The 25,383-nt window shown below is 69.3% G+C and carries 23 protein-coding genes, 1 pseudogene and 1 riboswitch; of the genes and pseudogenes, 7 read left to right on the top strand and 17 right to left on the bottom strand.

Going from position 1 to position 25,383, the window contains the following annotated elements:
- Positions 1 to 7: 7 nt before the first annotated feature.
- On the top strand, positions 8 to 994 hold the full coding sequence (locus tag ACFWI9_RS10555; protein ID WP_387160578.1) for a DMT family transporter: 987 nt from the start codon (positions 8 to 10) through the stop codon (positions 992 to 994).
- Here the strand turns inward: ACFWI9_RS10555 and ACFWI9_RS10550 are convergent.
- Complete coding sequence (locus ACFWI9_RS10550; RefSeq protein WP_387160576.1) at positions 985 to 1,287, bottom strand: hypothetical protein; 303 nt, start codon at positions 1,285 to 1,287, stop codon at positions 985 to 987. The two genes, ACFWI9_RS10555 and ACFWI9_RS10550, sit on opposite strands and share 10 nt — an antisense overlap.
- Before the next feature lie 211 nt (positions 1,288 to 1,498).
- Here ACFWI9_RS10550 and ACFWI9_RS10545 point away from each other — a divergent pair, with 211 nt between their 5' ends.
- On the top strand, positions 1,499 to 2,209 hold the full coding sequence (locus tag ACFWI9_RS10545; RefSeq protein ID WP_387160625.1) for a pyridoxamine 5'-phosphate oxidase family protein: 711 nt from the start codon (positions 1,499 to 1,501) through the stop codon (positions 2,207 to 2,209).
- Between the two features lie 124 nt (positions 2,210 to 2,333).
- On the opposite strand, the gene ACFWI9_RS10540 is transcribed toward ACFWI9_RS10545, so the two are convergent.
- The 3 genes from ACFWI9_RS10540 to ACFWI9_RS10530 form a co-directional block, all read right to left on the bottom strand.
- Positions 2,334 to 3,383: a DMT family transporter gene (locus ACFWI9_RS10540; protein ID WP_387160574.1), complete on the bottom strand. Its 1,050-nt coding sequence runs from the start codon at positions 3,381 to 3,383 to the stop codon at positions 2,334 to 2,336.
- A gap of 239 nt (positions 3,384 to 3,622) precedes the next feature.
- A complete protein-coding gene (locus tag ACFWI9_RS10535; RefSeq protein WP_387160573.1) occupies positions 3,623 to 4,651 on the bottom strand; it encodes a DMT family transporter in 1,029 nt (342 codons plus the stop codon).
- A gap of 40 nt (positions 4,652 to 4,691) precedes the next feature.
- Positions 4,692 to 5,222, bottom strand: coding sequence for a Clp protease N-terminal domain-containing protein (locus ACFWI9_RS10530; protein ID WP_387160571.1), 531 nt, complete (start codon positions 5,220 to 5,222; stop codon positions 4,692 to 4,694).
- A gap of 202 nt (positions 5,223 to 5,424) precedes the next feature.
- On the opposite strand from ACFWI9_RS10530, the gene ACFWI9_RS10525 reads away from it, so the two are divergent.
- Positions 5,425 to 5,853: an SRPBCC family protein gene (locus ACFWI9_RS10525; protein WP_387160570.1), complete on the top strand. Its 429-nt coding sequence runs from the start codon at positions 5,425 to 5,427 to the stop codon at positions 5,851 to 5,853.
- A 344-nt stretch (positions 5,854 to 6,197) separates the two neighbouring features.
- A complete protein-coding gene (locus tag ACFWI9_RS10520) occupies positions 6,198 to 7,019 on the top strand; it encodes a PhzF family phenazine biosynthesis protein (RefSeq protein ID WP_387160568.1) in 822 nt (273 codons plus the stop codon).
- Positions 7,020 to 7,110: 91 nt separating this feature from the next.
- Here ACFWI9_RS10520 and ACFWI9_RS10515 read toward each other — a convergent pair whose 3' ends face one another.
- Together ACFWI9_RS10515 and ACFWI9_RS10510 are read right to left on the bottom strand one after the other, a co-directional pair.
- Positions 7,111 to 7,920 (bottom strand): CPBP family intramembrane glutamic endopeptidase, encoded by an 810-nt coding sequence (locus ACFWI9_RS10515; RefSeq protein WP_387160567.1) that lies wholly within the window; start codon positions 7,918 to 7,920, stop codon positions 7,111 to 7,113.
- A 143-nt stretch (positions 7,921 to 8,063) separates the two neighbouring features.
- Complete coding sequence (locus tag ACFWI9_RS10510; protein ID WP_387160566.1) at positions 8,064 to 9,566, bottom strand: glutamate-cysteine ligase family protein; 1,503 nt, start codon at positions 9,564 to 9,566, stop codon at positions 8,064 to 8,066.
- A 502-nt stretch (positions 9,567 to 10,068) separates the two neighbouring features.
- Here ACFWI9_RS10510 and ACFWI9_RS10505 point away from each other — a divergent pair.
- Together ACFWI9_RS10505 and ACFWI9_RS10500 are read left to right on the top strand one after the other, a co-directional pair.
- Positions 10,069 to 10,659 carry a hypothetical protein gene (locus ACFWI9_RS10505; RefSeq protein ID WP_387160563.1) on the top strand — a complete coding sequence of 197 codons (591 nt, stop codon included), beginning with the start codon at positions 10,069 to 10,071 and terminating at the stop codon, positions 10,657 to 10,659.
- A gap of 390 nt (positions 10,660 to 11,049) precedes the next feature.
- Positions 11,050 to 11,247, top strand: a complete 198-nt coding sequence (locus ACFWI9_RS10500) for a DUF5999 family protein (protein ID WP_387160624.1) — start codon at positions 11,050 to 11,052, stop codon at positions 11,245 to 11,247.
- An 84-nt stretch (positions 11,248 to 11,331) separates the two neighbouring features.
- On the opposite strand, the gene gcvP is transcribed toward ACFWI9_RS10500, so the two are convergent.
- Positions 11,332 to 14,217 carry an aminomethyl-transferring glycine dehydrogenase gene (gcvP, locus tag ACFWI9_RS10495; RefSeq protein ID WP_387160561.1) on the bottom strand — a complete coding sequence of 962 codons (2,886 nt, stop codon included), beginning with the start codon at positions 14,215 to 14,217 and terminating at the stop codon, positions 11,332 to 11,334.
- Positions 14,218 to 14,393: 176 nt separating this feature from the next.
- A riboswitch (glycine riboswitch) is annotated at positions 14,394 to 14,490 on the bottom strand.
- Positions 14,491 to 14,582: 92 nt separating this feature from the next.
- On the opposite strand from gcvP, the pseudogene ACFWI9_RS10490 reads away from it, so the two are divergent.
- A pseudogene (locus ACFWI9_RS10490) lies at positions 14,583 to 14,750 on the top strand (PRC-barrel domain-containing protein); the annotation flags it as partial.
- Positions 14,751 to 14,896: 146 nt separating this feature from the next.
- Here the strand turns inward: ACFWI9_RS10490 and ACFWI9_RS10485 are convergent.
- From ACFWI9_RS10485 to ACFWI9_RS10440, 10 genes are all read right to left on the bottom strand, one after another.
- Complete coding sequence (locus ACFWI9_RS10485) at positions 14,897 to 16,447, bottom strand: DNA polymerase IV (protein WP_387160559.1); 1,551 nt, start codon at positions 16,445 to 16,447, stop codon at positions 14,897 to 14,899.
- Positions 16,448 to 16,519: 72 nt separating this feature from the next.
- The gene (locus ACFWI9_RS10480; protein WP_387160557.1) at positions 16,520 to 17,038 is read right to left on the bottom strand and encodes a MerR family transcriptional regulator; all 519 of its coding nucleotides are present in this window, start codon (positions 17,036 to 17,038) and stop codon (positions 16,520 to 16,522) included.
- A 255-nt stretch (positions 17,039 to 17,293) separates the two neighbouring features.
- Positions 17,294 to 17,767 carry a bifunctional nuclease family protein gene (locus ACFWI9_RS10475; RefSeq protein ID WP_026281837.1) on the bottom strand — a complete coding sequence of 158 codons (474 nt, stop codon included), beginning with the start codon at positions 17,765 to 17,767 and terminating at the stop codon, positions 17,294 to 17,296.
- A gap of 64 nt (positions 17,768 to 17,831) precedes the next feature.
- The gene (locus tag ACFWI9_RS10470; protein WP_387160555.1) at positions 17,832 to 18,575 is read right to left on the bottom strand and encodes a MerR family transcriptional regulator; all 744 of its coding nucleotides are present in this window, start codon (positions 18,573 to 18,575) and stop codon (positions 17,832 to 17,834) included.
- 17 nt (positions 18,576 to 18,592) lie between these two features.
- Complete coding sequence (locus ACFWI9_RS10465; protein WP_387160623.1) at positions 18,593 to 19,531, bottom strand: FHA domain-containing protein; 939 nt, start codon at positions 19,529 to 19,531, stop codon at positions 18,593 to 18,595.
- An 81-nt stretch (positions 19,532 to 19,612) separates the two neighbouring features.
- Positions 19,613 to 20,386: a DUF881 domain-containing protein gene (locus ACFWI9_RS10460; RefSeq protein ID WP_387160621.1), complete on the bottom strand. Its 774-nt coding sequence runs from the start codon at positions 20,384 to 20,386 to the stop codon at positions 19,613 to 19,615.
- 209 nt (positions 20,387 to 20,595) lie between these two features.
- Positions 20,596 to 20,928, bottom strand: coding sequence for a small basic family protein (locus ACFWI9_RS10455; protein ID WP_242332811.1), 333 nt, complete (start codon positions 20,926 to 20,928; stop codon positions 20,596 to 20,598).
- Positions 20,925 to 21,863, bottom strand: a complete 939-nt coding sequence (locus ACFWI9_RS10450; RefSeq protein WP_387160553.1) for a DUF881 domain-containing protein — start codon at positions 21,861 to 21,863, stop codon at positions 20,925 to 20,927. The genes ACFWI9_RS10455 and ACFWI9_RS10450 overlap by 4 nt, the downstream gene beginning before the upstream one ends.
- Positions 21,864 to 21,979: 116 nt before the next feature.
- Positions 21,980 to 24,475 (bottom strand): sugar phosphate nucleotidyltransferase, encoded by a 2,496-nt coding sequence (locus tag ACFWI9_RS10445; RefSeq protein WP_387160551.1) that lies wholly within the window; start codon positions 24,473 to 24,475, stop codon positions 21,980 to 21,982.
- A 114-nt stretch (positions 24,476 to 24,589) separates the two neighbouring features.
- Positions 24,590 to 25,198: a CDP-alcohol phosphatidyltransferase family protein gene (locus ACFWI9_RS10440; RefSeq protein ID WP_387160550.1), complete on the bottom strand. Its 609-nt coding sequence runs from the start codon at positions 25,196 to 25,198 to the stop codon at positions 24,590 to 24,592.
- Positions 25,199 to 25,383: the final 185 nt, after the last annotated feature.

Raw genomic sequence — 25,383 nt, 5'->3', positions numbered from 1 at the left:
TGGTGGCATGACCGCCGTCTCCCCAACCCAGCCCCCGACCACGCCCACCCACCGGCTCAGTCCCGCGGCTTCCCCTTCGGCCCCGGTGGACTCCGCGCCAGGCGGCCCGGCCCGCCGCCGCGGACTCGACTGGCGTGTCAGGTTCGCGGTGCTCGCCCTGATCTGGGGCTTCAGCTTTCTGTTGATCAAGGTGGGGACGCATGGCTACGCGCCGTTCCAGGTCACGTTCGGCCGACTGTTCTTCGGCACCGCCGTACTCGCGGTGGCCATGGCGGTGCGGCGCGAACGCCTGCCGCGTGGGCTGCGCACCTGGGGACATCTCATGGTCGCGGGCTTTTTCCTGAACGCCTTGCCGTTCTCGCTCTTCGCCTACGCGGAGCTGACGATCCCGTCCACCCTGGCCGGGATCTGCAATGCCACGTCCCCGCTCTGGGGCATGGCGCTGTCCCTGGTGGCGCTCTCGGAGGACCGTCCCACCCGGCGCAGGGTCGCCGGTCTCGGCATCGGCTTCATCGGCGTGCTGACCGTACTGGGCGCCTGGCAGGGCTTTTCGGGACTCGATGTGACCGGCACCGCGCTGGCACTGCTCGCCTCCCTGAGCTATCCCGTCGGCTGGATCTACGTACGCCGGACGCTCGCGGGGTCGTCCCACTCGCACCTCTCGCTGACCGGCGCGCAGCTGCTGCTCGCCACACTTCAGCTGGCCGTGGTGACACCGGTGTTCACCGCCCTGCCGACGCGGTTCCCGGTGGTGCCGCTGCTCGCCATCGTCGCCCTGGGCGCGCTCGGGACCGGCCTGGCGATGCTTCTTCAGTACGGCCTGGTCGCCGAGGTCGGGCCGACGACCGCGACCATGGTCACCTACTTCATCCCGGTCATCGCGACCGCCGCCGGTGTGCTGCTCCTGGGCGAACGGCTCGGATGGAACACCCCGGTCGGCGCACTCGTCGTGCTCGCGGGCGCGGCGCTCACCCAGAGCAGGCGTCAGCCGTAGCGTCGCCGGGGCGCGGCCGCGGTCGCCGAGGCCGCCACAGCGGCGAGCGGCTCGATGTCTCGGCGGTGAAGGACACGGTCAGCCTGATCCCGGGGGCGCCGACGGCCGGAAGCGCGCCCCCTCACGGGGGTGCGCGGCGGTGATGTCGTCCCGGTGGGGGTCGGGGCCCGGCAGGTGACGATCAGCGCCTTGGCCCCCTTGGCGAGCATGTCCCGGACTCCCTCCGGGCGGGGGCCGTCGTCGTCCACGGCGACCGGCACGGCCCTGGCGAGCCGCGTCGGCTCGGGGTCCACGGGCGCAGCCGTAGGGCACCAGCCGGTCGTCCTGCTCGCGTGCGGCGGCGGCGAACGCGTCGGGCAGCGGTGGCAGCAGAGCAGGGTCGGGATTGCCGTCAGCGACCTGACGGGCGCTGGGAGAGGCTTCGATGCCGAGCACGGCGTCCGATAATCCGATACCCTCCTAGCACAAAGCATAGTTTGCACTAGCACAATGGAGTTCTCTGCCATGGTCTCGCTGCCACCGTCACCGCCCCAGACCGACTCCGCGCCCTATCCCACGACCGAGCGCAACCACCCCACCCGCGGACGAGAGCGCGCCTCCTACGACAGGGCCTTGGTGCACGCGATCCTCGACGAGGCGTATGTCTGCCATCTCGGATTCCTGCGCGACGGCGCGCCGGTGGTACTGCCGACGCTCTACGGCAGGATCGGTGAGCGCCTGTACGTCCACGGCTCGACGGGCTCCCGTCCGCTGCGCATGGCGGGGCAGCCGACCGGGGGCGGCCCGGGCGACGCCCCCGGGCTGCGGGTCTGTCTGACGGTGACCCATGTCGATGGGCTGGTACTCGCCCGGTCGGCATTCCACCACTCGATCAACTACCGCTCCGTCGTGGTCCACGGCACCGCCCACCAGGTGGTCGACCCCGAGGAGAAGCGAGTCGCGCTGGACGCACTCGTGGATCACGTCGTCCCCGGGCGCTCCCGCGACTCCCGCCCGTCGAACGACAAGGAGCTTGCCGCCACCGCCGTACTGCGGCTCGATCTGAACGAAGTGTCCGCCAAGGTCCGTACGGGCGGCCCGAACGACGCCCCGGAGGATCTGGTTCTGCCGTACTGGGCCGGAGTGATCCCGCTGGCGCCACAGCACGGCGCGCCGATCCCCGCGGACGATCTGGACCCGGCCGTCTCCCTGCCGGAGTACCTGCCGGCGACGTGATGGCCACCGCGGCGGCGCACGGGGGTCGCGGCCGCGGTCGGGGCGGGCTCGCGCGCTGCGGTGCGGGCCCGCCCCCTCGCTACCAGATGCGGCGCAGCCGTGAGACGGCCACCGGTTCGGCGGTCTACGGCACCACGGCCATCTCAGCCGTTTCAGCCGTTTCAGCCGTTTCAGCCGTTTCAGCCGTTTCAGCCGTTTCAGCCGTTTCAGCCGTTTCAGCGGCCAGGTTCCGGCGCGGGTCAGGCAGACGCGTTTCCTGCCAGGCCAGTGCGACGACCGCGGTGAGCAGCAGCAGGATCCCGGTCAGTGTCGCCGTGGACAACCGCTCGTCCAGGATGGTCACGGCGAGCAGCGCGGCGCTGACCGGCTCCAGCAGCATGACCACGGACACGGTCGCGGCCCTGACGACCGCGGCCCCCGCGAAGTAGAGCGCGTAGGCGAGCGCGGTCGGCACCGCGGCGATGTACACCATCAGCCAGAACACGCGGGCAGGCTCAGCCGTGTGCGGCAGCAGCCCTTCCATGAGTGCGAACGGCAGCAGCCCGGCGGCGCCTACGGCGAACGTCCACGCCGTGGTGGTGAGCGCCTCGCCGCCCGCGCCTTCCCGTCCCAGCCGTCGGGTGAGCAGGGTGACCGTCGCATATCCCGCGGCGGACAGCAGCGCGAGGGCCACGCCGACGGGCCGGACCGTGCCGACCTCGCCCCCGAGCACCAGCACGAGCAGTCCGCCGAGCGCGCCGGCGACGGCCGCGGCACCGCCGCCGCCAAGCCTCTCCCCCAGCGTCAACCGGGCTCCGACGGCGATGAGTACGGGGCCCGCCCCCAGTGTGACGACCGTGCCGACGGCGAGCCCTGTCTGCTGGACCGCCGCGAAGTACGCGCTCTGGAACACCGTCAGGCAGATGCCCGTGCCAAGTACGTGCAGCACACGGCGGCGGCGGGGCACGGTCGGCGTACCGGCCCTGCGCGGGCGCAGCGCCAGCGCGGCGGCGAGCAGGACGAGGCCACCCAGGCAACGCCAGAAGGACAGGGCGAGCGGGCCGAGATCGGCGGCTGCGTAGACGAGGGATGCGGCGGCTCCCGCTGTCCCCCAGGCAACACCGGCTACCGCGAGATAGAACAGGCTGCGTCCGGCGGTCAGGCCGGAGGCAGCGGTACATGAAGTGTTCGACACGTGACTTCTCCGTGCTGACTGTCCGGGGCGGAGCCCCGAGGCCCTCCCCCGGTCACGGGGGCGTGGAAGATCCACGAAGGGCCGGCTGAAGACAGGACTGGTGGCCGCTGGGCTTCACACGCCGGCAGCGACGAACCGCCCAGGGGGACACCACACCCCGGGTCCGGTCTTCATCAGCGGTCGCCCGCCCGCGCTACAGCGCAGGCGGGGGAAGCACGGTCGAATGCATGATCGTCACCCTATGTCGCGGTCACACCCTCGGACAACCTGTTTCCGGCAACGGCGTCCTCGGGCACCCGGTCCCTCGGGGCAGTCCCCGCAGCTCCGGAGTCCGGCCCACCCGCCACCGGCCCGGACGGGGCCTTCGGCGTGGAGGACTGCGCGATCAGCGCACCGGCGAGGACCACCGCACCCCCCGCGATCTGCGGCGCTGACAGGTGCTCGCCCAGCAGGACCCACGCCAGGGCGGTCGCGATGACCGCTTCGAGACAGGCGACGACTCCGGCCACCTGAGGGGAGAGCCTGCGGACCGAGACGACACCGGTGACATAGGCGAGGACGGTGGCGATCAGTACGATCCAGCCGATCAGCAGCCCGGCAGGAACGGCGGTGCCGTCCATGCGGGCATCGCCCGCGAGCACCGCCCAGTCCATGGTCCAGGGACGGGCGATGACGGTGAGCACCAGGACGCCGATGACCAGTGCGTACGCGATCACACCCAGCGGATCGGGCGCGTCCTCGCCGTCACCGCCCTGGTCGGAGAGGACGAAGTAGCCGACCTGGCAGAAGGCGGCGCAGAGCGCCAGCAGGATGCCGACCGCGTCGAATCCGAGCCCGGTCCACACCTCGACCACACAGGCGAGGCCCCCGGCGGCGAGCACCGCCCCCAGCGCCGCGGCGCGGGTGACCTGTCGGCGCTGGACGAACCGGACCCAGCCGAGGACGAGTGCGGGAGCGAGGTACTCGACGAGCAGGGCGACCCCGACCGGAATCCGGGAGAGCGCGGCGAAGTAGAACGCCTGGACGCCCGCGACGGCGAGCAGCCCGAAACCGGCGAGCAGCGCCGGTTTGCGTATCAGCAGGTCGCGGTGGCGCCACACGAGTGGCAGCATCACCAGCGCGGCGCCGGCCACTCGAAGCCAGACCACATGCAGCGGATCGAGTCCCGCATCGATCAGCGGCTTGGCCGCGACCCCCGAACTGCCGAACGCGAAAGCCGAGACCAGGGCGAGTCCCAGGCCCGTGTTGCTTCCCACCAGCTTGCGCATCGGCACATCATGTCAGGGAAGGTCAGGACCGTCACGACGGTCACACCTGTTGTGACAACTTCGCAATCCGGACATCGAGCAGCCCCGTGTCAACGCCCGCCCGCCCGAGCACATCGACTGCCCGGCAGGCCCGGTCCGACGCGATCGCTGCGAACAGGTCGAGACCGGTGGCCCGCGCCTCGCCACGCCCGGCCGCACGCTCCAGTGCCCCCTCCAGGGCCGCGGACGCCGAGGGGGACCAGCCGGCGGCCTCGACATCACGGAGGAGTGGCACCGCGCCCGAGTCCTCGACGGAACCCTGCCAGCGGAGCCCGTATCCGATGCTCCGCTGGACGAGATAGCCGAGCACCCTGGCGCTCTGCCCGGCGTCCTCGAACGCGGCACGCACGCCGGGGTCCTCTTCCAGCAGGGAGTGCAGCAGGTGGGCGGTGTCGATCTGCCGGTCACCGTCACGCAGCGCGCGTCGGCGGGCGACCGCGACGACCGAGGCGAGTTCCGCCGTGAGCCGTGCGTACGTCGATGCGTGGAGCGGAGCAGGCTGACGCGGCGGGCGGGGGACAGGAAGGTGCACGATGCCACCTCATCAGACCGGGGGCGCCTGGGTCATCGACGCACGGGAGCATCCCGGCATCCCGCGGAAGGTGGGTGAGCCCGCGCGTATCTCCTCCTTGGGGAGGAGATACGCACGAACCTGACTGTTCATCAGTATTGAATGTTCAAGGCCGTGCGGCTACGTTCCGCGACACCGGTAGCCGAGACAAAGGGGTGGCCCCATGGCCGAGGTCAGTGCAGAGGCACGCATGGACGCGCCGGCCGGGAAGGTCTGGGCCCAGCTGACGGACTTCGCCGCGTACGGCCGCTGGAACACCACTCACACCAGCTTCCCTCAGGGCGGACCGGACGTCCTGGAGGCCGGAGCCACCTTCGCCGAGAACATGAAGCTGATGGGCTTTCCGGCCGAGGTGATGTGGACGGTCGCCGAACTGGAGCCGGAGCGGGTCTTCGCGATCACGGGCAAGGGGCCGATGGGAGTGACCGTGGGCACGCGTTACGCACTCATCCCCGACGGGGACGCCACGACCGTGCGCATCGACGGAGAGTTCACCGGCGCCGCCGTGTCCCTGATGGCCGGCAAGCTCAAGGACTCCGCCACCGCCGCACTCAACGAGTCCCTCAGGAAGCTGGGCGCACTGGTCTCCTGACGACCCGCCCGCACCACTCCCACGCCCGGCGTACAACGAGTTCTTCTCGACTGAGGGACCGCGAACGGAACGGCACCGGGCAACCGTCGACAGGACGTCACAGCGAGCACTCCGTCGCCCGGCAGCTCAGCACGGCCCTCAACACCATCCCGCGTTACTCGTCCTCGACGAGTCCGACGCCTCCGGGAACCCGTCCAGGAACTCCCGCCGGGATCGATGCCGACGGGTGGCGCGGGATCGAGCCATGTGCGCACGATGCGCCGACATCCGGGAGCCACGGATCGGTCCACCGTCATCGGATTGGCCTTGGCTCACGGCCTTGTCCGAGCCCTACGGTCATCGGCATGCGGATACGAATCGTGGATGCCTTCGCCGACCGGCCTTTCACCGGCAACCCGGCCGGGGTGCTCGTGCTCGACACACCGGCGTTCCCCGATGACGCATGGCTTCAGAACGTGGCACTTGAGGTCAATCTGTCGGAGACCGCCTTCGCCCATCGGCTGCCGCCCGGCGGTCGTGCCGACTGGGCACTGCGCTGGCTCACGCCCTCGACCGAGGTCGACATGTGCGGCCATGCCACCCTCGCGACGGCTCATGTCCTGCACACCACCGGGGCCGCCACCGGCACCGTACGCTTCCTGGCGCGTTGCGGAATCCTCACGGCGACGGCCCACCAGGACGGCTCGATCACCCTGGACTTCCCGGTGGCGCCTCTCACTCGTACGGAAGCACCGGCCGGTCTCGCCACGGCTCTGGGCTCCGCGCCGCTGGCAGTCGAGGACACCGGCGAGCAGATCGGCGATCTACTCGTGGAGCTCCAGGACGAGGCGACCGTACGGAATCTGGCACCCGATCTCGCGGCCCTCGGGCGGTGCTCACAGCGCGGGGTCATCGTCACCGCCCTTGCCGACCAGCCGGGCCGCGGCTACGACTTCGTGTCCAGGGGCTTCTTTCCGAACGTGGGAATCGACGAGGATCCCGTCACCGGCAGCGCCCACACCGCGCTCGCCCCGTACTGGTCCGCTCGCCTCGGCCGTGACGAGCTCATCGGCTGCCAGGCCTCGGCCCGCTCCGGACTCGTGCACACGGCCCTGCGCGGTGACCGCGTCCTGCTCACCGGGCGGGCCGTGACCGTGATCGAAGGAGAGCTGCTCAGCAGCCCGTGACGCACCGAGCCCACTCGCCGGCCGGGCACATGCCCGCGGCTGGGAGCAGGCAGGCATGCCCGTGGGAAGCGCAATCGCCGCCACGCGCCACTCAACGCCCGGGGGTCGGCAGCCAGCTCACCTGACCGGCCAGCAGGGCGTATCCGACGAACGCCACGATGTCGAGCAGCGCATGCGCGACCACCAGAGGTCCCACTCGGCCCCAGCGCCGGTACAGCAGCACGAAGACAGCGCCCATGACTATGTTGCCGATGAATCCGCCGATCCCCTGGTAGAGGTGGTACGAGCCGCGCAGCACGGAGCTCGCCACAAGCGCGGCCACCGGTGTCCATCCCAGTTGCCCCAGTCTGCGCAGCAGATAGCCGACGACGATCACTTCCTCCACCACGGAGTTCTGCACCGCGGAGAGGATCAGCACGGGAAACTTCCACCACACATCGGGCAGCGCTTCCGGAACCACGGTCAGATTGAACCCCGCGGCCCTGGCGATCAGGTAGAACGCCAGCCCGGCGCCGCCGATCCCCGCCGCCACGAGTGCGCCTCGCCCGAGGTCGGGCCAGGGCCGCGTCCGGTCGAAGCCGATGGCCCGCAGCCCCCCGGCGCCTTCACGGAAGAGCAGATGGGCGACCAGCAGGACAGGCACCAGGGCGGTGGCGATACCGAAGAGCTGCCAGGCGAGATCGAGCCAGGGCCGCCCCGGGGCGTAGGAGCTGTTGAGCGTGGCGGCCTGGTCCTTCAGCCCGCCCGGTTTCGTCAGCGAGCCCACAAAGCTGATCAGCGACGACAGAGCACTGGCGCCGAGCGAGAGCGCCAGGACGAGCAGTGTTTCGGACCTCAGGGTCCTGGGCGACAAGCTCCCCTCGGGGAGCGATCCTGGCACCCGTCCCGCCTCCGCCTGCACACGCGCCTCCCTGTTGCCTCGTCCAGCGGATCACAGCTTGCCTGACGAGGGCGGTGTTCACGTAGGCAGGGCCCGGGTAACGGTGGCGGCCACGGTGGCGGTGGCGGTGGCGGTGGCGGTGGCGGTGGAGGTGGAGGTCGAGATCAGCCGACCGACCAGGAAGGCCAGGTATGCACGGGATCGCCCTGGTGCATCAACTCGGTATAGCGCCGTGTCACGGCGGCGAGCGCGGCTTCCCGGCCAAGCCCCGACTCCATCGCCCGATGGAAGGCCTCTACCTGCCAGGACGCGCCGTTGACCTTGCGGCGGCAGCGCCCTTCGATGATCCCGAGGTAGAAGTCGCGGTCGGCGGCTTCCACGTTCCACGCTTCAAGCCCGGCCGCGGCAAGCGGCAGCAGTTCGTCCCGTACGAGTTTGACTGCCGGCACCCGGGTCATCCCGCCGCCGCGGCCCGGGCGCGGCCACATCAACTCGGCGTCGATGCCATGGCGGCAGGCGGCGTCGAAGTTCTCCGCGGCCACCTCGAACGGCATCCGGGCCCACACCGGACGGGACTCCTCGGCGAGCGCCCGCACCATCCCGTAGTAGAAGGCCGCGTTCGCCACCACGTCATTGACGGTCGGCCCGGCGGGCAGCACCCGGTTCTCGACGCGCAGGTGGGGTACGCCGTCGGCGAGTCCGTACACCGGGCGGTTCCAGCGGTAGACGGTGCCGTTGTGCAGCACGAGCTCCTGGAGTCGCGGGATGCCGCCGTCGTCCAGCACCCGCAGCGGGTCCTCCTCGTCGCAGATCGGCAGCAGCGCGGGGAAGAAACGCAGGTTCTCCTCGAAGAGTTCGTAGGCCGACTCCACCCAGCGCTCGCCGAACCACGTGCGGGGCCTGACCCCCTGTGCCTGGAGCTCCGGCGGCCTGGTGTCCGTGGCCTGCTGGAACAGCGGCGGCCGGGACTCGCGCCACAGCTCCTTGCCGAAGAGGAAGGGCGCGTTGGCGCCGACGGCGATCTGGACGGGCGCGATGGCCTGCGCGGCGTTCCAGACCTGGGCGAACCGGGCCGGAGTCACCTGGAGGTGCAGCTGCACGGAGGTGCAGGCGGCCTCGGGCGCGATCGACGTCGACGTACACGTGAGGTGCTCCACCCCGTCGATGTCGAGGGTGAAGTCCTCGCCGCGCGCGGCGACGATCTGGTCGTTCAGCAGGACGTACCGGTCGACCTCGGAGAGGTTGGCGGAGACCAGGTCATTGGGTCCGATGGTCGGGAGAAGCCCGCCCATGACAATGCCGGCGTCGAGCTCGGCGGCCTTGCGGTGCGCATATCCCAGGCTGGTGTGCAGCTCCTCGGCGAGCTGGTCGAAGACGCGTCCCTCAAGCCGGTGCGGGGCTATGTTGACCTCCAGGTTGAACATTCCGAGTTCGGTCTGGAAATCACGGCTCGCTATCCGGTCGAGTACTTCACCGTTCATCATGCGCGGCATGCCGTCGGCACCGGCCAGATTCAGCTCGATCTCCAGTCCCATCATGTTCTTGGGCCGGTCGAACCGCTTCTCCGCCAGCAGCCTCCCCAGCCCCGCGAGGCACTGCTGGAGCTTCCTCCGGTACCTCTGGCGATCCGACAGGTCGAACGTGCCTGCAACGACCTTCTCCCCCATCGAAGCACCCTTCCTCGAGTGGGCGGCCTGCTGCACAGGCCGTGCGCGTCACGGACGATAATGCCCAGACCTACTGATCTATAACGCCCCGCGAGGGATGACGACGCGATAGTGTGGATGCGGCATTCACGAGGCACATTCCGTCGGCATGAAGCAACGCGCAGTTACCCTCACCGGGCCTACCGCAGATGCCGCCCAGATGTGGTGAGAATCGCCGATGAGATCCGGCCGACCACCGCCGGGACAGCTCCCCAGGTGACACCGCAGGGTCCATGAAAGGACCAGGAAAAAGCCCTGCGAAAAAGGTCTTGATCGGGCCTTGTTCGCAATATCGGGAACGGGTAGCGGAAACACCGCGTGAACACGCGTCGTATAAACTCGGCAAACGAGGCAGAGAGTTGGCGCCCGGGCATGGCCTTCCGGCCCCCGCTGCACCACGCTGACAGTGCCGTCCGCATCTGCCCTCGCATCACCGTGTCTCTTGAGTGAGAGGCGACCCACCATGCCGCTGCATGTCCCCCCGGCCCCCCAGCCTGCCCTGCGGAGCGTCCTGACGGCCCTCGGTTCCCCCACCGCGGTCCGCCAGGCCCCCACACCGACCCTTCGCTCCGTCCAGGGCGCGGTGAGTGCCGAACTCCCCCTGCCGGTGCATGTGTTGGACCATGTCGTACCTCAGCCCGGCCAGGCTCCCCGCACCAGGCTTGCCGGTTGGAGGTTTCTGATCCGCGCCGGTGAGCGTTCCGTGGCCGCCGCCGACACGATGCTGACCCCGGACGGCTGGGCCTTCTCGCACTTCTTCGAAGGCCCCTATCTCGTCGCGACGGAACGGGCGCTGATCCAGGCGGAGGCCCTGGCCGCCGACTACCAGCCGCGGCTGCTGTCCGTCCCGGAGCTCTACATGCTCACGCTGTGGCTGCACGGGGACATCGCGGCCGACGCGTCGACGGGCGCGCCCGCCCCCGATGACCTGCTGGTACCGCTCGCCCCGGCGCCACCGGGCATTGCGGCGCACCGCCCTCACCGGGCCGCCGAACTGCTCCCCGTCCTCACCCTGCGTGCGACACGCACCCCACTGCTGGGGTCACCGGCCTAGGCCGTGTCCGACAAATCCCGCCTGGCCCGCGGCTGAAGCCTCGGCTGGACACCAGCCCGCCCCGTGACCGAAGGATCACGGGGCGGGCTGCCGTCCAGCGCCGGCCCGTACGTGTAGTCCGTGGCATCGGCCACGGCCGCCCGGTCAAGCCAGAGGGACTAGTCAGAGCGGTTCCCGCGAACCCCCCGAAGGGACGGTGCCCTTCGGCTGAACCGTCCGCGCGGGTGATACGTCATTAAGGGGTAAGACGAGCTGCCGTGAAATCCCTGCGGATCGGCGCCCATGGGGCAACACTGGGATCGGATCGGACCGATGAATACGGGGGCGGTCATGAACACCGCATCAAGCCGCAGCACACTCCTCACCACACCGCAGCGAAAGAACCCATCCATGTGCCAGCACCAGCCACCCTGTCCTTCAGCCGACTCGCCCGACCGGGAGGCCGCCCGCCTCCTGGCGCACCACCCGGAGCAGGGCTGGAGCCTGCTGTGCAACGGCGTCCTGCTGTTCGAGGACACCGGTGAGCTGCTCCCGGACGGGCAGATCATCGCTCCGCACCGGCCGCAGACGGTGGCCAGCGCGGCCTGAGACCGAGGTGTCGGAACGGAGGATGGCCGGTTCGGAGTGCGCTCCGAACCGGCCCTCTTCGCGTCAGGCGCTGACGCCGCGGTGTCAGGCGTCGTACTCGTCCAGCGGCGGGCAGGAGCAGACGAGGTTGCGGTCACCGAAGGCACCGTCGATCCGGCGCACCGGCGGCCAGTACTTGTCCGCTGCCTGTACTCCGGCCGGGAAGACCGCGTCCTCACGGCTGTAGGGGTGGTTCCACTCGCCGCCGAGCGCGGCGGCGGTGTGCGGAGCGTTGCGCAGCGGGTTGTCGTCGGCAGGCCATGCGCCCGACGCGACCTTCTCGATCTCCGCACGGATCGCGATCATGGTGTCACAGAACCGGTCGAGCTCGGTCAGGTCCTCGCTCTCGGTGGGCTCGATCATCAGCGTGCCGGCCACCGGGAACGACATGGTCGGGGCGTGGAAGCCGTAGTCGATGAGCCGCTTGGCGATGTCGTCCACGCTGACGCCGGTCGCCTTGGCGAGCGGACGCAGGTCGACGATGCACTCGTGTGCGACGAGTCCGGCCGGGCCGGTGTACAGCACCGGGTAGTGCGGCTCCAGGCGCTTGGCGATGTAGTTCGCTGCGAGCACGGCGACCTGAGTCGCCCGCTTCAGTCCGTCGCCGCCCATCAGCCGGACGTAGGTCCAGGAGATCGGCAGGATGCCCGCGGAGCCCCAGGGGGCGGCCGAGATGGGGCCGACTCCGGTCTCCGGTCCGGCGGTGGGCTGGAGCGGGTGGTTCGGCAGGTACGGAGCGAGGTGCTCACGGACCGCGACCGGACCGACACCGGGACCGCCGCCGCCGTGCGGGATGCAGAAGGTCTTGTGCAGGTTGAGGTGCGAGACGTCGCCGCCGAACCGGCCGGGCTTGGCGAGGCCCACCAGCGCGTTGAGGTTGGCGCCGTCGACGTACACCTGGCCGCCCGCGTCATGCACCTGGGCGCAGATGTCGGCGACGTGCTCCTCGAAGACACCGTGGGTCGAGGGGTACGTGATCATCAGCACGGACAGCTCGTCGCGGTACTGCTCGATCTTGGCGCGCAGGTCCTGGATGTCGATCTCGCCGTCGTCGGCGGTCTTGACCACGACGACCTTCATGCCCGCCATGACCGCGCTGGCGGCGTTGGTGCCGTGCGCGGACGAGGGGATGAGGCAGATCGTGCGCTGCGCGTCGCCGTTGGCGCGGTGGTACGCGCGCACGGCGAGCAGACCGGCGAGCTCACCCTGCGAGCCGGCATTGGGCTGGATCGACACCTTGTCGTAGCCGGTTACCTCGGCGAGGCGCTCCTCAAGCTCATGGATGAGCGTGAGGTAGCCCTGGGCCTGCTCGACCGGGGCGAAGGGGTGCATCTGGCCGAACTCCGGCCAGGTCACCGGCTCCATCTCGGTGGTCGCGTTCAGCTTCATGGTGCAGGAGCCGAGCGGGATCATGCCGCGGTCGAGCGCGTAGTCGCGGTCGGCGAGGCGGCGCAGGTAGCGCAGCATCGCGGTCTCGGAGCGGTGCTGGTGGAAAACCGGGTGGGTCAGATAGGCGTCGGTGCGCAGCAGCCCGGCCGGGAGGGTGTCATCGGCGGTGCCGTCCAGGGCTTCGACGTCGGCGTCGACGCCGAAGGCGGCCCAGACCGCGGCAAGCTGGGCGCGGCCGGTGGTCTCGTCACAGGAGATCGACACCTGGTCGGCGTCGATGAGGTGCAGGTTGACGCCGTTGGCACGGGCGGCGGCGACGATGTCCGCGGCCTTGCCCGGGACGCGGGCCGTCAGCGTGTCGAAGTACGCCTCGTGGACCAGCTCCACTCCGGCCGCGCGCAGACCGGCGGCCAGGATCGTGGCGTAGCGGTGGGTGCGTCGCGCGATGGTCCGCAGGCCGTCGGGGCCGTGGTAGACGGCGTACATCCCGGCCATCACGGCGAGCAGCACCTGCGCGGTGCAGATGTTGCTGGTCGCCTTCTCACGGCGGATGTGCTGCTCACGGGTCTGGAGCGCCAGGCGGTAGGCGCGGTTCCCGTCCGCGTCGACCGAGACACCGACGAGGCGGCCGGGCAGGCTGCGGGCGTGCTTGTCCTGGACCGCCATGTAGCCGGCGTGCGGGCCGCCGAAGCCCATCGGGACACCGAAACGCTGGGTGGTGCCGACGGCGATGTCCGCGCCGAGCTCGCCGGGCGAGGTGAGCAGGGTGAGCGCCAGCAGGTCGGCGGCCACGGTGACGATCGCGCCGAGTTCGTGGGCCTGGTCGATGACCGGCTTGAGGTCCCGGACGGCTCCTGAGGCTCCCGGGTACTGGAGCAGCACGCCGAAGACACCCCGCTCGGCGAGCTCGGCGGGAATGCCGTCGCTGAGGTCGGCGACGGCGATCTCGACGCCGGTGGGCTCGGCTCGAGTCTCGATCACGGCGATGGTCTGCGGCAGGGCGTCGGCGTCGACCAGGAAGACGCCGCCCTTGACCTTGCCCACCCGCCGCGACAGGGCCATGGCCTCGGCCGCCGCGGTGCCCTCGTCCAGCAGCGAGGCGCCGGAGGTGGGCAGGCCGGTCAGCTCGGCGACCATCGTCTGGAAGTTGAGCAGGGCTTCGAGCCGGCCCTGGGAGATCTCGGGCTGATAGGGCGTGTACGCCGTGTACCAGGCCGGGTTCTCCATGACGTTGCGCAGGATGACCGTGGGGGTGAAGGTGCCGTAGTAGCCGAGGCCGATCATCGGGGCGAGGACCTCGTTGCGGTCCGCGAGGGTGCGCAGCTCGGCCAGGACCTCGGCCTCGGTGCGCGCCTCCGGCAGTCCGAGTGCCTCGGCGCTCTTGATGACGTCGGGTACGGCGGCGTCGGTGAGCTCGTCGAGCGAGCCGTAGCCGACCTGCGCCAGCATCTTCGCCTGGGCCCCGGCGTCGGGCCCTATGTGACGCTGCTCGAAGGGGATGCCCCGCTCCAACTGGGCGAGCGGAATGCGGTTGGCGGTCATGTGAGGCCTCCTGGTCGATGCGACCTGCGAGGGGCACCACGGCGAGTGCCCAGACGGCCTCCCCCTCTGTCATCTGACCTGAGAGCTTCACCGGTCCGCCCGCTCACTGGCGTCCCGGTTTTCACCGTCGGTGAGTGCGGACGCCATGCGGCGTCCGCCCTGCTTTCCAGAGTGACCTCGCCCATGCGGTACTGGGGCCTGAGAGATTCCGGGGAGGATTTGCTCCTTCGGCGGCTCCGGTACAGGTCCGGAGCGCTCTCCCGCGCGGGGTCGACAGCCGTCTGCCAGCCTACCAGCGCGGTCATCACCGGAAAGGTCGAGTGGCCGACCCCACAAAAGTGGACTTTCGTAGTACTTAGGGAGCAGTGCGACCATGTGGAGGGACCGTGCAGACCGACATCGATCCGCGCAGCCTGATAGGCCGCAAGGCGTTCGACCGTAACGGCGCCAAGATCGGGACCGTGGACGAGGTGTACCTCGATGACGCGACCGGCGCCCCGGAGTGGGCGGCTGTGCGCACCGGGCTTTTCAGCAGGGACGCGTTCGTCCCGCTGGAACCCAGTGAGCTCGGCACCGACGGACTGCACATCCCCTTCGAGCGTGCCCTGATCAAGGACGCACCGGACTTCGGTGTCGGTCGGCACCTCTCCCCGGAACAGGAACTCCAGCTGTACCACCACTACGGTCTCGACCTCCCCACTCCTTCGGAGAGCCCCGCACCTCCGCCGCCCGCGCCGAGCGCCGGCGGGTCGCAGACTCCGGGTGCCTCCGGCGACCGCGACTTCGGCCGACTGGCAGGCAACGACGACCGAGACGGCTGATCGGCCGGGGAAGCTCCGCCGGCCACCACTGCTGATGGAGGCATGACCAGGGGCAGCGGCTCCGACGGCGCCAGTTCGGGATCGTCCACGGCGAAGGTGCGCACCCGGCCTGGAGCGGTCGACCACGGTTCCTCGAAGCGGACCGTGACCCGTCCGAGGCCGCTGCCCTGCACCCAGCCGACGCCGAAGCGGGCGTGCCGGACATCGTGTCCCGCTGACCAGCGCCGCTCCGCAGGCGGGTCGGCCGGCGTCGGCGCCGGCTCAGTCTCCTCGCCGCCGGTGCCGTGCCCGGGATCCTCGTCCACACCGGCTCCACCGCCAGCGACTTCCTGCCCGGCCGCCGCCTGCGCGAACAGGTCCTCCTGGGTGTAGTCGGCGAGACCGCTCACACCGACCCCGAGCAGTCGAACCCCACCCGTCGTGTCCACTGCCTCCAGCAACCGCGCCGCGGCCTCCCGCACCACGGCCGGGTCGTCCGTAGGCCCTCGCAACGTCTCAGACCTGGTCAGCGTGGAGAAGTCGAAACGGCGCACCTTCAGCACGATGGTCCGCCCCGAATGCCCGGAGTCCCGCAGCCGCCGCACGCAGCGGTCGGCCAGGCGCTCCACCTCCAGCCTGATCCGGACCCTGTCGTGCAGATCGACATCGAAGGTGTCCTCCACCGACACCGACTTCGCGTCACGCTCGGCCACCACGGGGCGATCGTCATGCCCCAGAGCCATCCTGAACAGCGACGCGCCGTGGGCCTTCCCCAGTAGCCGCACGAGTTCGTCCTCGCCTGCCTCGGCGAGGTCCTCGACGGTGGTCATCCCGGCACGCCTCAGGTGCTCCCCGGTCGCCGGGCCGACGCCGGGCAGGATGCGCACCGACATGGGCGCGAGCAGCTCTCGTTCGCTGCCTGGTTCGATCAGCACCAGGCCATCGGGCTTGGCTTGCTCCGAGGCGATCTTCGCGAGCATCTTGGAACCCGCGAGACCCACGGAGCCCGTCAGCCCCGTGACCGCGAGGATGTCCCTGCGCAGCCGCTCACCGGCCTCCCGCGCGGATCGGGAGTCGTCGGCCGCACCGCCCGCCTCCAGGTCCACGAACGCCTCGTCCAGGCTCAGCGGCTCCACCAGCGGTGACAGCCGTGCGAGCAGCTCCATCACCTGGTCGCTCACCGAGCGGTAGAGCGAGAAGCGCGGGACGAGATAGGCGGCATTCGGGCAGCGGCGCCTCGCCTGGGCCATGGGCATCGCCGAGTGCACGCCGAACCGTCTCGCCTCGTACGACGCCGTGGCCACGACCCCCCGGGGCCCGAGGCCGCCCACGACCACCGGCTTTCCCCGCAGGCTCGGCTTCGCCGCCTGCTCGGCGGCGGCGAAGAAGGCATCCATGTCCAGATGCAGGATCAGCGGCGCGGATCTCACATCTCAGATGCTGCCTTACGCCACTGACAACCGCCCGTACAAGCGTACGAACGGGGCATGCGCGCCGACCGGTCAGCCGGCCCGGTCGCGGCGGCGTCTGGCCAGTTCGTCCGATGGGTGCTGACCGAGCAGCGTCTCACCGGTGTCCACCCGCTCTCCATGCAGCTCCGACAGGGCCGCCGCCACATCCCGCCACACGACGCCCACGGCGATCCCGAAGATGCCCTGCCCGCCCTGGAGAAGATCGACCACCTCATCGGGCGACGAGCACTCGTAGACGGTCGCCCCGTCGCTCATCAGTGTCACCCGCTCCAGGTCCGCGGAACCACGCTCCCGCAGGTGCTGTACGGTCGCACGGATGTTCTGCAGGGCGACGCCCGTATCCAGGAAGCGCTTGACGATCTTCAGCACGACCACGTCGCGGAAGCTGTAGAGGCGCTGGGTGCCCGAGCCGTATGCCGCCCGCACGCTCGGCTCCACCAGCCCGGTGCGCGCCCAGTAGTCGAGCTGCCGGTAGGTGATGCCTGCGGCGGCGCAGGCGGTCGGCCCCCGGTAACCGACGTTCTCGGACGTGGCGTCATACGCGTTCATGTGAAGCGGATACGGCCCACCATGCCCCGGAGTGGCTCCGAGGGGTCCCCCTGCCGCACCGTCGCCGCTGGTTCTCACGCCGACCTCCGTCCTTGACCTGCCAACTCGACGGTAGGCAGTCGCCCGGGGCGCGTCAACGATCGCCACACTCGGCACGCCGAGTGATAATCACCCAGAGAGTGGTTTTCCGCAGTCCCCCGCCGGGAAGAGATCACCGGATGGGCGACTCCGCTCGAACCGGTGACCGCTGCTCGCTCACTGGCTGCTGGAGCCGAAGTCCTCGGGTGAGATCTGGTCGAGGAACTCGCGGAACTTCTCCACCTCGTCCTCCTGCTCGTCCGGGATCGCGATCCCCGCGTCGTCCAACACGCCGTCACTGCCGTAGATCGGCGTGCCGGTGCGCAGCGCGAGCGCTATGGCGTCGGACGGCCTCGCGCTGACCTCGACCCCGCTGGCGAAGACGAGCTCGGCGTAGAACACGCCCTCACGCAGATCGGTGATGCGGACCTCGGTGAGCTCCTGCCCGACCGCCTCCAGCACGTCCTTGAAGAGGTCGTGGGTCAGCGGCCTGGCGGGGGCCATTCCCTGCTGGGCGAAGGCGATCGCGGTCGCCTCCCCGGGGCCGATCCAAATAGGGAGGTAACGATCGCCTCCCACTTCGCGCAGGAGCACGATCGGCTGGTTGGAGGGCATTTCCACCCGGACACCCACAACATCGAGCTCGTTCACACAGCAACCCTAGGACGTGCCCGGCAGGTTTGGGTAGTCGGGTTCCCCCAAGATCAGCCAGAGCTCAGCGCAACCTGACGCCCAGAGCCGTCTGCACCAGGGCCGCGTGCAGCCTGACGGACAGGTCGGCCAGCTCCCTGGTGGTGGCTTCCGCATGGGCTCTGGTCTGGGGATTGCGATGTCGGCGCAGGGGTGCGACCACTTGTTCGACCAGTCCGGCCTCACGGTCCGCGGCGGCCTTCATGGCCCGTAGATGCCGCGGTTCAAGACCGAAGCGGCCCAGGTGTGCCACCAGTTTGGCCACCGTCACGGACTGCGCGTCGTAACCGCCGTCCACCGTGGCAGTGATAAGCCCGTACGACTCCCAGGTGGCCAGCTCGTCCTCGGTGACCTCCGCGGCGGCCAGCAGCTCGGACCTGCCCACCCTCGCAACGGTCGGCCGCTCGTGCTCCGGGTCGGCTCCCGGGTGGCACAGGTCATCCGGCGCGCCCTGGGGCCGCGGCCGGGGCTGCTCGCCGCTTTCCAGGGCGTCGAGCTGCTCCCTGATCACCTTGAGGGGCAGATAGCGGTCCCGCTGCATCCGCAGGACCTGGGCGAGCCGCTCGACATCCCCGGGGCTGAACTTGCGATAGCCCGAAGCGGTGCGCTGCGGCTCGACCAGCCCCTCGCTCTCCAGGAAGCGGATCTTGGAGATGGTGACTTCGGGAAACTCGTCCCGCAGCTGGTTCAGCACCGAGCCGATGCTGACCAGCCGGTCGCCACCGGCGGTGCCGCGTGCGGCACCGCCCGCCGGTGTTGTTCGCAGCATGGACCTTCCCTGAGGGGTCACACGCCCCGCTGGCTCGAGTAGAAGACCAGCCGGTACTTGCCGATCTGGACCTCGTCACCATTCGACAGCAGGACCGAGTCGATCGGCTCCCGGTTGACATAGGTGCCGTTCAGGCTGCCGACGTCGGTGACGGTGAAGCTGCCGTCGGGCGTCCTACGGAACTCCACGTGGCGCCGGGACACGGTGAAGTCGTCGAGGAAGATGTCGCTCTGCGGGTGCCGGCCCGCCGTGGTGAGCTCACCGTCCAGGAGGAAGCGGCTGCCGGAGTTCGGCCCGCGCCGCACCACCAGCAGCGCCGAACCCATGGGCAGCGCGTCGACAGCCGCCTGCGCCTCGGGCGACAGCGAGGGAACGGCGGTCTGGCCCGTCACCTCGGCGTCGTATGCCTCAAGACCCGAGATGGAGATGGTCGACGTGGTCTCCGCCGCGCGTTCCGCCTGCGCCCCGGCTCGCAGCGGCGCCCCGCAGTTCGAGCAGAAACGACTGGTCTCGGCGTTGCGGTGCCCGCACCGCGTACATACCGGCATGGACGGATCCTCCTGCCGCGGCTGCCCCGCGGGGGCCTGTGAGGCGTACGGATCCGAGGTAAACCCTCCACCCGTACTTGAGGTTGACGGTTCTCCGAAACCTATGCGGCCGGGACCGGCAGGGTCAACACCAGACGCGCCCTGGCCGCCCGGAATGTCACCGGCTCCACCGGCGACCTCGTCCCGGAACAGCGGACGCTCGCCCTCCTGCTCCGCCTCCTGGCCATGACGCGGTGCGCGATGACGGGCCGAGCCGTTGTCCTCGCGTGCGCTCTTGCCGAACAACTTCCCAAACAACTTCACGGGCGATTCCCCTTGACCGAAACAGACCCGCCCGTAAGGCAGGAATCCTGATTGACCACGCCTGCCGACCCGGACAACTTCACAACGTCCATGCCCTCCGGACAGTTTCCACCACTCAGCACCCTTACGATGCGCCGACCCCCCGCAACCTCATGTCCTTGTCCGGTCCCCCCATACTCCCCCGTCTCACGAGGAAGACGACTGAGCGTAGTCAGGCCGTTCCACCGGCCGCAAGGCGTCCACAACGATCTTCTCCGACCGGGTCACCGCAGCCGTGGCCTGCTCCTTTTCCAAGGTCTGCACCACGCCTCCGGGAATGTTCAACGCCGGTTCAAGGTCCTGCGGCTTGCCGATGACCTTGAACTCGTACGGAGCGCTGACCTTCGTCCCGTCGATCCGGATGTCGCCGCCGCTGCCGGAGAAGTAGGTGTCGGCGACCACCCGGACGTCATTGATCTGGACGGCCTCGGCACCCGCGGCCCGCAACTCCTGGATGGCGTCCAGCAGCATGTCGGGCTCGACGGCTCCGGCATTGTCGATCGTGAGGGTGATGCCCGGGCCCTCGGCCTTCACCGTACCGGCGAGAATGCCCAGCTGACGCTCCTTTTCCTGGGTCTGCCGACGCGCCTCTTCGGCCTGGTCCGAGCTCGTCTCCAGTTCGGTCCGCTGGTCCTCGAGGCGCTGCTTCTCATCTTCCAGACGCTTGGTTCGGTCATCGAGTTCATCGAGGATGCGAATCAGATCCTCCTGGCGCGCTCCGCGCAGGGCGCTGTTGTCGCTCGTGGACTGAACCTGGATGGCGAGACCGAGGCCGAGGACGAACAGCAACAGAGCGACCACGAGTTGGGCGCGCGTGACACGCGGCGGCCACAAGCCGGCGATCAGCCGCTGGCGGCCGGTCATCGCCTCGGCGCCGGGAGTACCCGGCTCTTGCGCTCCTTCCGGCTCGTCGGCGCGCATGGGCTCGTCAGCGGCGCGCGCCGGATTCACGGGCTCGTGGGCACCAGCGGGCTCGGCCCCGTTAGCGGGCTTCCCGGCCTGCTCACCGCTCCCGGCGTTCTCGGCGTGTGCGGTGCTTTCGGCGTTCTCGGCGTGTGCGGTGCTTTCGGCGGTCTCGGCGTTCCGGGCGGGCATCGCTTCGTGCTCGTGCTCGTGCTCCTGCATCGGCCTCACGCCCGGAAGACATGGCGGCGGATGGCAGCCGCGTTGGAGAAGATCCGGATGCCCAGCACGACCACCACACCCGTCGACAGCTGTGCACCGACGCCCAGCTTGTCGCCGAGGAACACGATCAGGGCGGCGACCACGACGTTGGACAGGAAGGAGACCACGAAGACCTTGTCGACGAAGATCCCGTCGAGCATGGCCCGCAGACCGCCGAAGACCGCGTCCAGGGCCGCGACCACGGCGATCGGCAGGTAGGGCTCGACCACCGCCGGCACTTCGGGACGGAGCAACAGTCCCGCCACGACTCCCACGACGAGGCCCAGTACGGCGATCACGATGTGCCCTTCCCTGTCTCTGACTCTTCCGTGCCCGGACGCGTGCCTGCCTGGGCATCGGCCGTCCTCGGCTGTGCGGTGCGTACGATCAGGCTCGGCGCGGCCGGCAGGCGCACCTCTTCCTGGGGAGAGATGGTGCTTCGGATGCCGAAGTTCTCTTCCAGCGCGTGCAGGTACTGGCCGTCGACACTGTCCTGGAAGACCGTGCCGAGCTTCTTGGCGTCGCCCACCGCCAGAACGGTGTAGGGCGGCACCAGCGGTTTGTTGTCGACCAGTATGGCGTCACCCGCCGCGCGGATCGCGGACAGGGCGGTCAGCCGCTGCCCGTTGATGGCGACGGCTTCGGCACCGGACTCCCACAGGCCGTTCACGACCCGCTGCATGTCCCGGTCGCGTACCCGGCCCGTGTCGGAGAACCCAGCGCTCTCACGCGGCCCGCCGCCACCATCAGCCTTGGTGCCCTTGGCATCGTCCACGACGAGCTTGACCCCCGGGCCGTGCACCTCCGTGTCGCCCGAAAGCAGGCTGACCAGCTCGGCCCGGCCACCGCCGTGCTTCTCCAGCGCCTTGCGCTGCCGCTCCCCCACCTCCTCGCGGAGGTGCTCCACATCGGCTTCGAGCGTGTCGGCGGCTGCCGTCTCGGCGTCGATGCGGTCGATCAGCTCCTCGCGCTCCTTGGCCACCACAGGGGCCGATATCCTCGCCTGCGCCGCACCCAGCGTCACCACCAGCGCGGCCAGCACCAAGCCCGCGGCAAGGCCCAGTTTGGCCCGCAGCGTCCTCGGCAGGCCCCCGCCCTCCGCGTCCCTGCGAGCCGCCGCCTCCGCATAACCCTCATCCAGGCTGTGGTCCATGACATTGGTCAGCAGCGACATGGACGCATCGGGACGCGACGGCGGCGGGGCGGTGCTCCGAACGGGGGGCTGCGGCGGCATGCCGCACATCGTCGCACGTCGCTCCCGCTACCGCCGAATGGCCCCACCCATGCACCGGAGGGCGGCACCCCTGCCGCCCTCCGGTGCACACCTGTCTTCGGCTACAGTCCCGGGGTTCAGTTCCCGGCGCTCTCCACGACATGCGACCACTCGTCGAGCAGCGCCTGAGCAGAGGCGTCATCAGGGCCCTCGGCCCACAGATGGGTGATGGCCTCCGCAGGGTCCGGCAGCACCATGACCCAGCGGCCGTCCGCCTCGACCACGCGTACTCCATCGGTGGTGTCGACGGAGCGGTCTCCCGCCGCCTCGACCACCCTGCGCATGACAAGCCCCTTGACCGCCCAGGGAGTCGCCACGTCGCGTTTCAGCACATGCGCCCGCGGAATACGGGCGTCGATCTGGCTGAGTGTGAGCTGCGTGCGGGCGACCAGCCCCAAGAGCCGGACAAAGGCCGCGGTGCCGTCGAAGACGCTGCTGAACTCGGGGATGATGAACCCGCCACGCCCGTCTCCAGCGAAGATCGTGGAGTCGTCCCGGCAGACCCGGGTCAGATCGTCGGGCGATGTCGTGGTCCATTCGACCTGAGTCCCGTGGTATGCGGCGACCTGCTCGGCGATACGCGTCGTGGTCACCGGCAGCGCTACCCGCCCACTGCGCCCCTCCGCGGCGACGAGGTCGAGCATCACGAGCAGCGCCCGGTCGTCCTCCACGATCCGGCCCCGCTCGTCAACGAGCGACAGTCGCTCACCCACCGTGTCGAAGCGCACCCCGAAGGCCGCTCTTGCCGAGGCCACGATCTCGCCGAGCCGCACCAGGCCTCTCCGGCGCGCGTCGGTGGTCTCGGTGGGTCGTGACTCGTCCAGCCCGGGGTTGATCGTCAGGGCGTCCACACCGAGCCGGCCGAGGAGGCTGGGGAGAACGAGCCCCGCGCTTCCGTTCGACGCGTCGACAACGACCTTGAGACCCGCTTCGGCGATCCCCGTCGTGTCGACCTGCCGCAGCAGTGTGCCCGTGTACGAGTCGAAGACGCTGGCCGGGAAGGACAGGTCGCCGATCTCCCCGGGGAAGGCCCTGCGGTACTCCTGGCGCGCGTAGACCCGGTCAAGCTTGCGCTGCCCGGCTTGGGATAGATCTGCCCCACGCTCGTCGAAGAACATGATGTCGACGGAGTCAGGCACCCCAGGTGATGTACGGATCATGATTCCACCGGCGCTGCCGCGCGCTGTCATCTGACGGGCGACCGGAAGCGGCACGTTCTCAAGGTCGCGCACATCGATGGCGCTGGCCTGGAGCGCGGAGATCACAGCCCGTTTGAGCGCCCGTGCGCCTCGCGAGTGGTCACGTGCGGTGGTGACGGTCGCGCCCTTCTTCAGCGTGGTGGCGTACGCGCCCGCCAGCCGCACGGCCAGTTCCGGGGTGATTTCCACGTTCAGGATCCCCGAGACGCCGCGGGCGCCGAACAGGTGCGCCTGGCCGCGCGACTCCCAGATCACGGAGGTGTTGACGAAGGCGCCGGCCTCGATCGTCTTGAACGGGTAGACCCGCACATTGCCCTGGACAATCGATTCCTCACCGATCAGGCACTCATCGCCGATCACAGCGCCGTCTTCGATGCGCGCGGCTCGCATGATGTCGGTGTTCTTCCCGATCACACAGCCGCGCAGGTTGCTGTGCTGCCCAATGTAGACGTTGTCGTGGATGACGGCTCTGTGGAGGAAGGCGCCGCTCTTGACCACCACGTTGGATCCGACCACGGTGTGCTCGCGGATCTCCACGTCCGATTCCACCTTGGCGTAGTCACCGACATACAGCGGTCCGCGGAGAACCGCGTCGGGGTGTACCTCGGCCCCCTCGGCGACCCAGACACCCGGGGAGATCTCGAAGCCGTCGATCTCCACGTCGACCTTGCCTTCGAGAACGTCGGCCTGTGCCTTCACATAGCTTTCGTGGGTGCCGACGTCTTCCCAGTAGCCGTCGGCGATATAGCCGTAGATCGGCTTGCCTTCCTTCATAAGCTGAGGAAAGACGTCGCCGGACCAGTCCACGGAGACATCGGCTTCGACGTAGTCGAACACCTCGGGCTCCATGACGTAGATACCGGTGTTCACAGTGTCGGAGAAGACCTGCCCCCAGGTGGGCTTCTCGAGAAACCGCTCGACCTTTCCGTGCTCGTCGACGATGGTGATGCCGAACTCCAACGGGTTCGGCACGCGCGTCAGGCACACCGTGACCATCGCGCCCTTTTCCTTGTGGAAGGCAATGAGGTCGGTGAGGTCGAAGTCGGTGAGAGCGTCTCCGGAAATGACGAGGAACGCGTCGTCCTTGAGTGCGTCCTCGGCGTTTTTCACGCTCCCGGCAGTGCCGAGCGGCTTCTCCTCATGCGCGTAGGTGAGATCCATCCCCAGTTCTTCGCCATCGCCGAAGAAGTTCTTGACGAGAGATGCGAGGAACTGGACGGTTACGACGGTCTCAGTGAGCCCGTGCCGCTTCAGCAGGCGCAGCACATGCTCCATGATCGGCCGGTTCACCACCGGCAGGAGCGGCTTGGGCATGCTCGAGGTCATCGGGCGAAGTCGTGTTCCTTCGCCACCAGCCATCACGACGGCCTTCATGTCGGAAGCGTCCTCCTTGAAGAGACGACGGTCCAGCCGACTTCACCCATCCGGGCAGGCCCCTGTAGGTCTTGTGCGGGCCGGCGGGATTCTGCACGACTCCGGGCAGCTGGCTCAATCGGCCACGCGATCCGCCTTCACGAGTCGGCGGACCTGGACCACGTAGAGGATCCCTGCCCACCAATACAGAGTTGTACCCCATCCAGCGAACGCCCATCCGAAAATCTGGGCAAGTGATGCAAGCCAGCCGTTTCCACCACTCAAGAGGAGCAATGGGAAGGCGTACATCAGGTTGAAGGTTGCAGCTTTCCCGAGGAAGTTCACCTGCGGCGGGGGATACCCATGCCTACGGAGGATTGCCACCATCACAAGCAGCATCACCTCTCTGGCCAGCAGAAGTGCGGTGAGCCAGAGCGGCAGGATCTCACGCCATGTGAGCCCGACGAGAGTGGAGAGAATGTAGAGCCGGTCAGCAGCGGGATCGAGGATGCGGCCGAGGCTGCTGATCTGGTTCCAGCGACGGGCGAGTTTTCCGTCGAGGTAGTCACTGATGCCGCTGAGCGCCAGCACGAGCAGTGCCCACCCGTCGGCCTTCGGTCCCCCGAACTCCGGCAGAAGGATCAGCCACAGGAACAGCGGCACGCCGAGGAGGCGCGCCATGCTGAGAATGTTGGGGATGGTGAGCACTCGGTCCGTCTGAACGCGAGTCTCCTGGACCTCCACCCGGGGGCCTCCTGTGGTGAACGTGTCGATGATGCCCCCTGACCTTACCTTCAGGCCTCACGGGCCCGTAAAGAGGGGTAACGCAAACAGCCGTGGGGGGGGGGCCGCCGGGGGGGCGCCGGGGGGCATGTCTGTGGGTGGGGGCTTGGTGCCAGAACTGACGCCCGCGCGAGACCCCGCGCCGC

The sequence above is a fragment of the Streptomyces sp. NPDC127084 genome (genome assembly GCF_042724175.1).
Taxonomy (GTDB): Bacteria; Actinomycetota; Actinomycetes; order Streptomycetales; family Streptomycetaceae; genus Streptomyces.
The sequence above is the reverse complement of the archived record's forward strand: the minus strand, read 5'-3'. Positions and strand labels throughout refer to the sequence as shown.

Coding starts and splice junctions, on each gene's coding strand:
- ACFWI9_RS10555 (WP_387160578.1), top strand. CDS start 8: ATGACCGCCGTCTCCCCAACCCAGCCCCCGACCACGCCCACCCACCGG.
- ACFWI9_RS10500 (WP_387160624.1), top strand. CDS start 11,050: ATGTGCCAGCACCAGCCACCCTGTCCTTCAGCCGACTCGCCCGACCGG.
- ACFWI9_RS10480 (WP_387160557.1), bottom strand. CDS start 17,038: ATGAACGCGTATGACGCCACGTCCGAGAACGTCGGTTACCGGGGGCCG.
- ACFWI9_RS10445 (WP_387160551.1), bottom strand. CDS start 24,475: ATGAAGGCCGTCGTGATGGCTGGTGGCGAAGGAACACGACTTCGCCCG.
- ACFWI9_RS10450 (WP_387160553.1), bottom strand. CDS start 21,863: ATGCCGCCGCAGCCCCCCGTTCGGAGCACCGCCCCGCCGCCGTCGCGT.
- ACFWI9_RS10505 (WP_387160563.1), top strand. CDS start 10,069: ATGCCGCTGCATGTCCCCCCGGCCCCCCAGCCTGCCCTGCGGAGCGTC.
- ACFWI9_RS10460 (WP_387160621.1), bottom strand. CDS start 20,386: ATGCGCGCCGACGAGCCGGAAGGAGCGCAAGAGCCGGGTACTCCCGGC.
- ACFWI9_RS10520 (WP_387160568.1), top strand. CDS start 6,198: ATGCGGATACGAATCGTGGATGCCTTCGCCGACCGGCCTTTCACCGGC.
- ACFWI9_RS10510 (WP_387160566.1), bottom strand. CDS start 9,566: ATGGGGGAGAAGGTCGTTGCAGGCACGTTCGACCTGTCGGATCGCCAG.
- ACFWI9_RS10470 (WP_387160555.1), bottom strand. CDS start 18,575: ATGCTGCGAACAACACCGGCGGGCGGTGCCGCACGCGGCACCGCCGGT.
- ACFWI9_RS10545 (WP_387160625.1), top strand. CDS start 1,499: ATGGTCTCGCTGCCACCGTCACCGCCCCAGACCGACTCCGCGCCCTAT.
- ACFWI9_RS10525 (WP_387160570.1), top strand. CDS start 5,425: ATGGCCGAGGTCAGTGCAGAGGCACGCATGGACGCGCCGGCCGGGAAG.
- gcvP (WP_387160561.1), bottom strand. CDS start 14,217: ATGACCGCCAACCGCATTCCGCTCGCCCAGTTGGAGCGGGGCATCCCC.
- ACFWI9_RS10535 (WP_387160573.1), bottom strand. CDS start 4,651: ATGCGCAAGCTGGTGGGAAGCAACACGGGCCTGGGACTCGCCCTGGTC.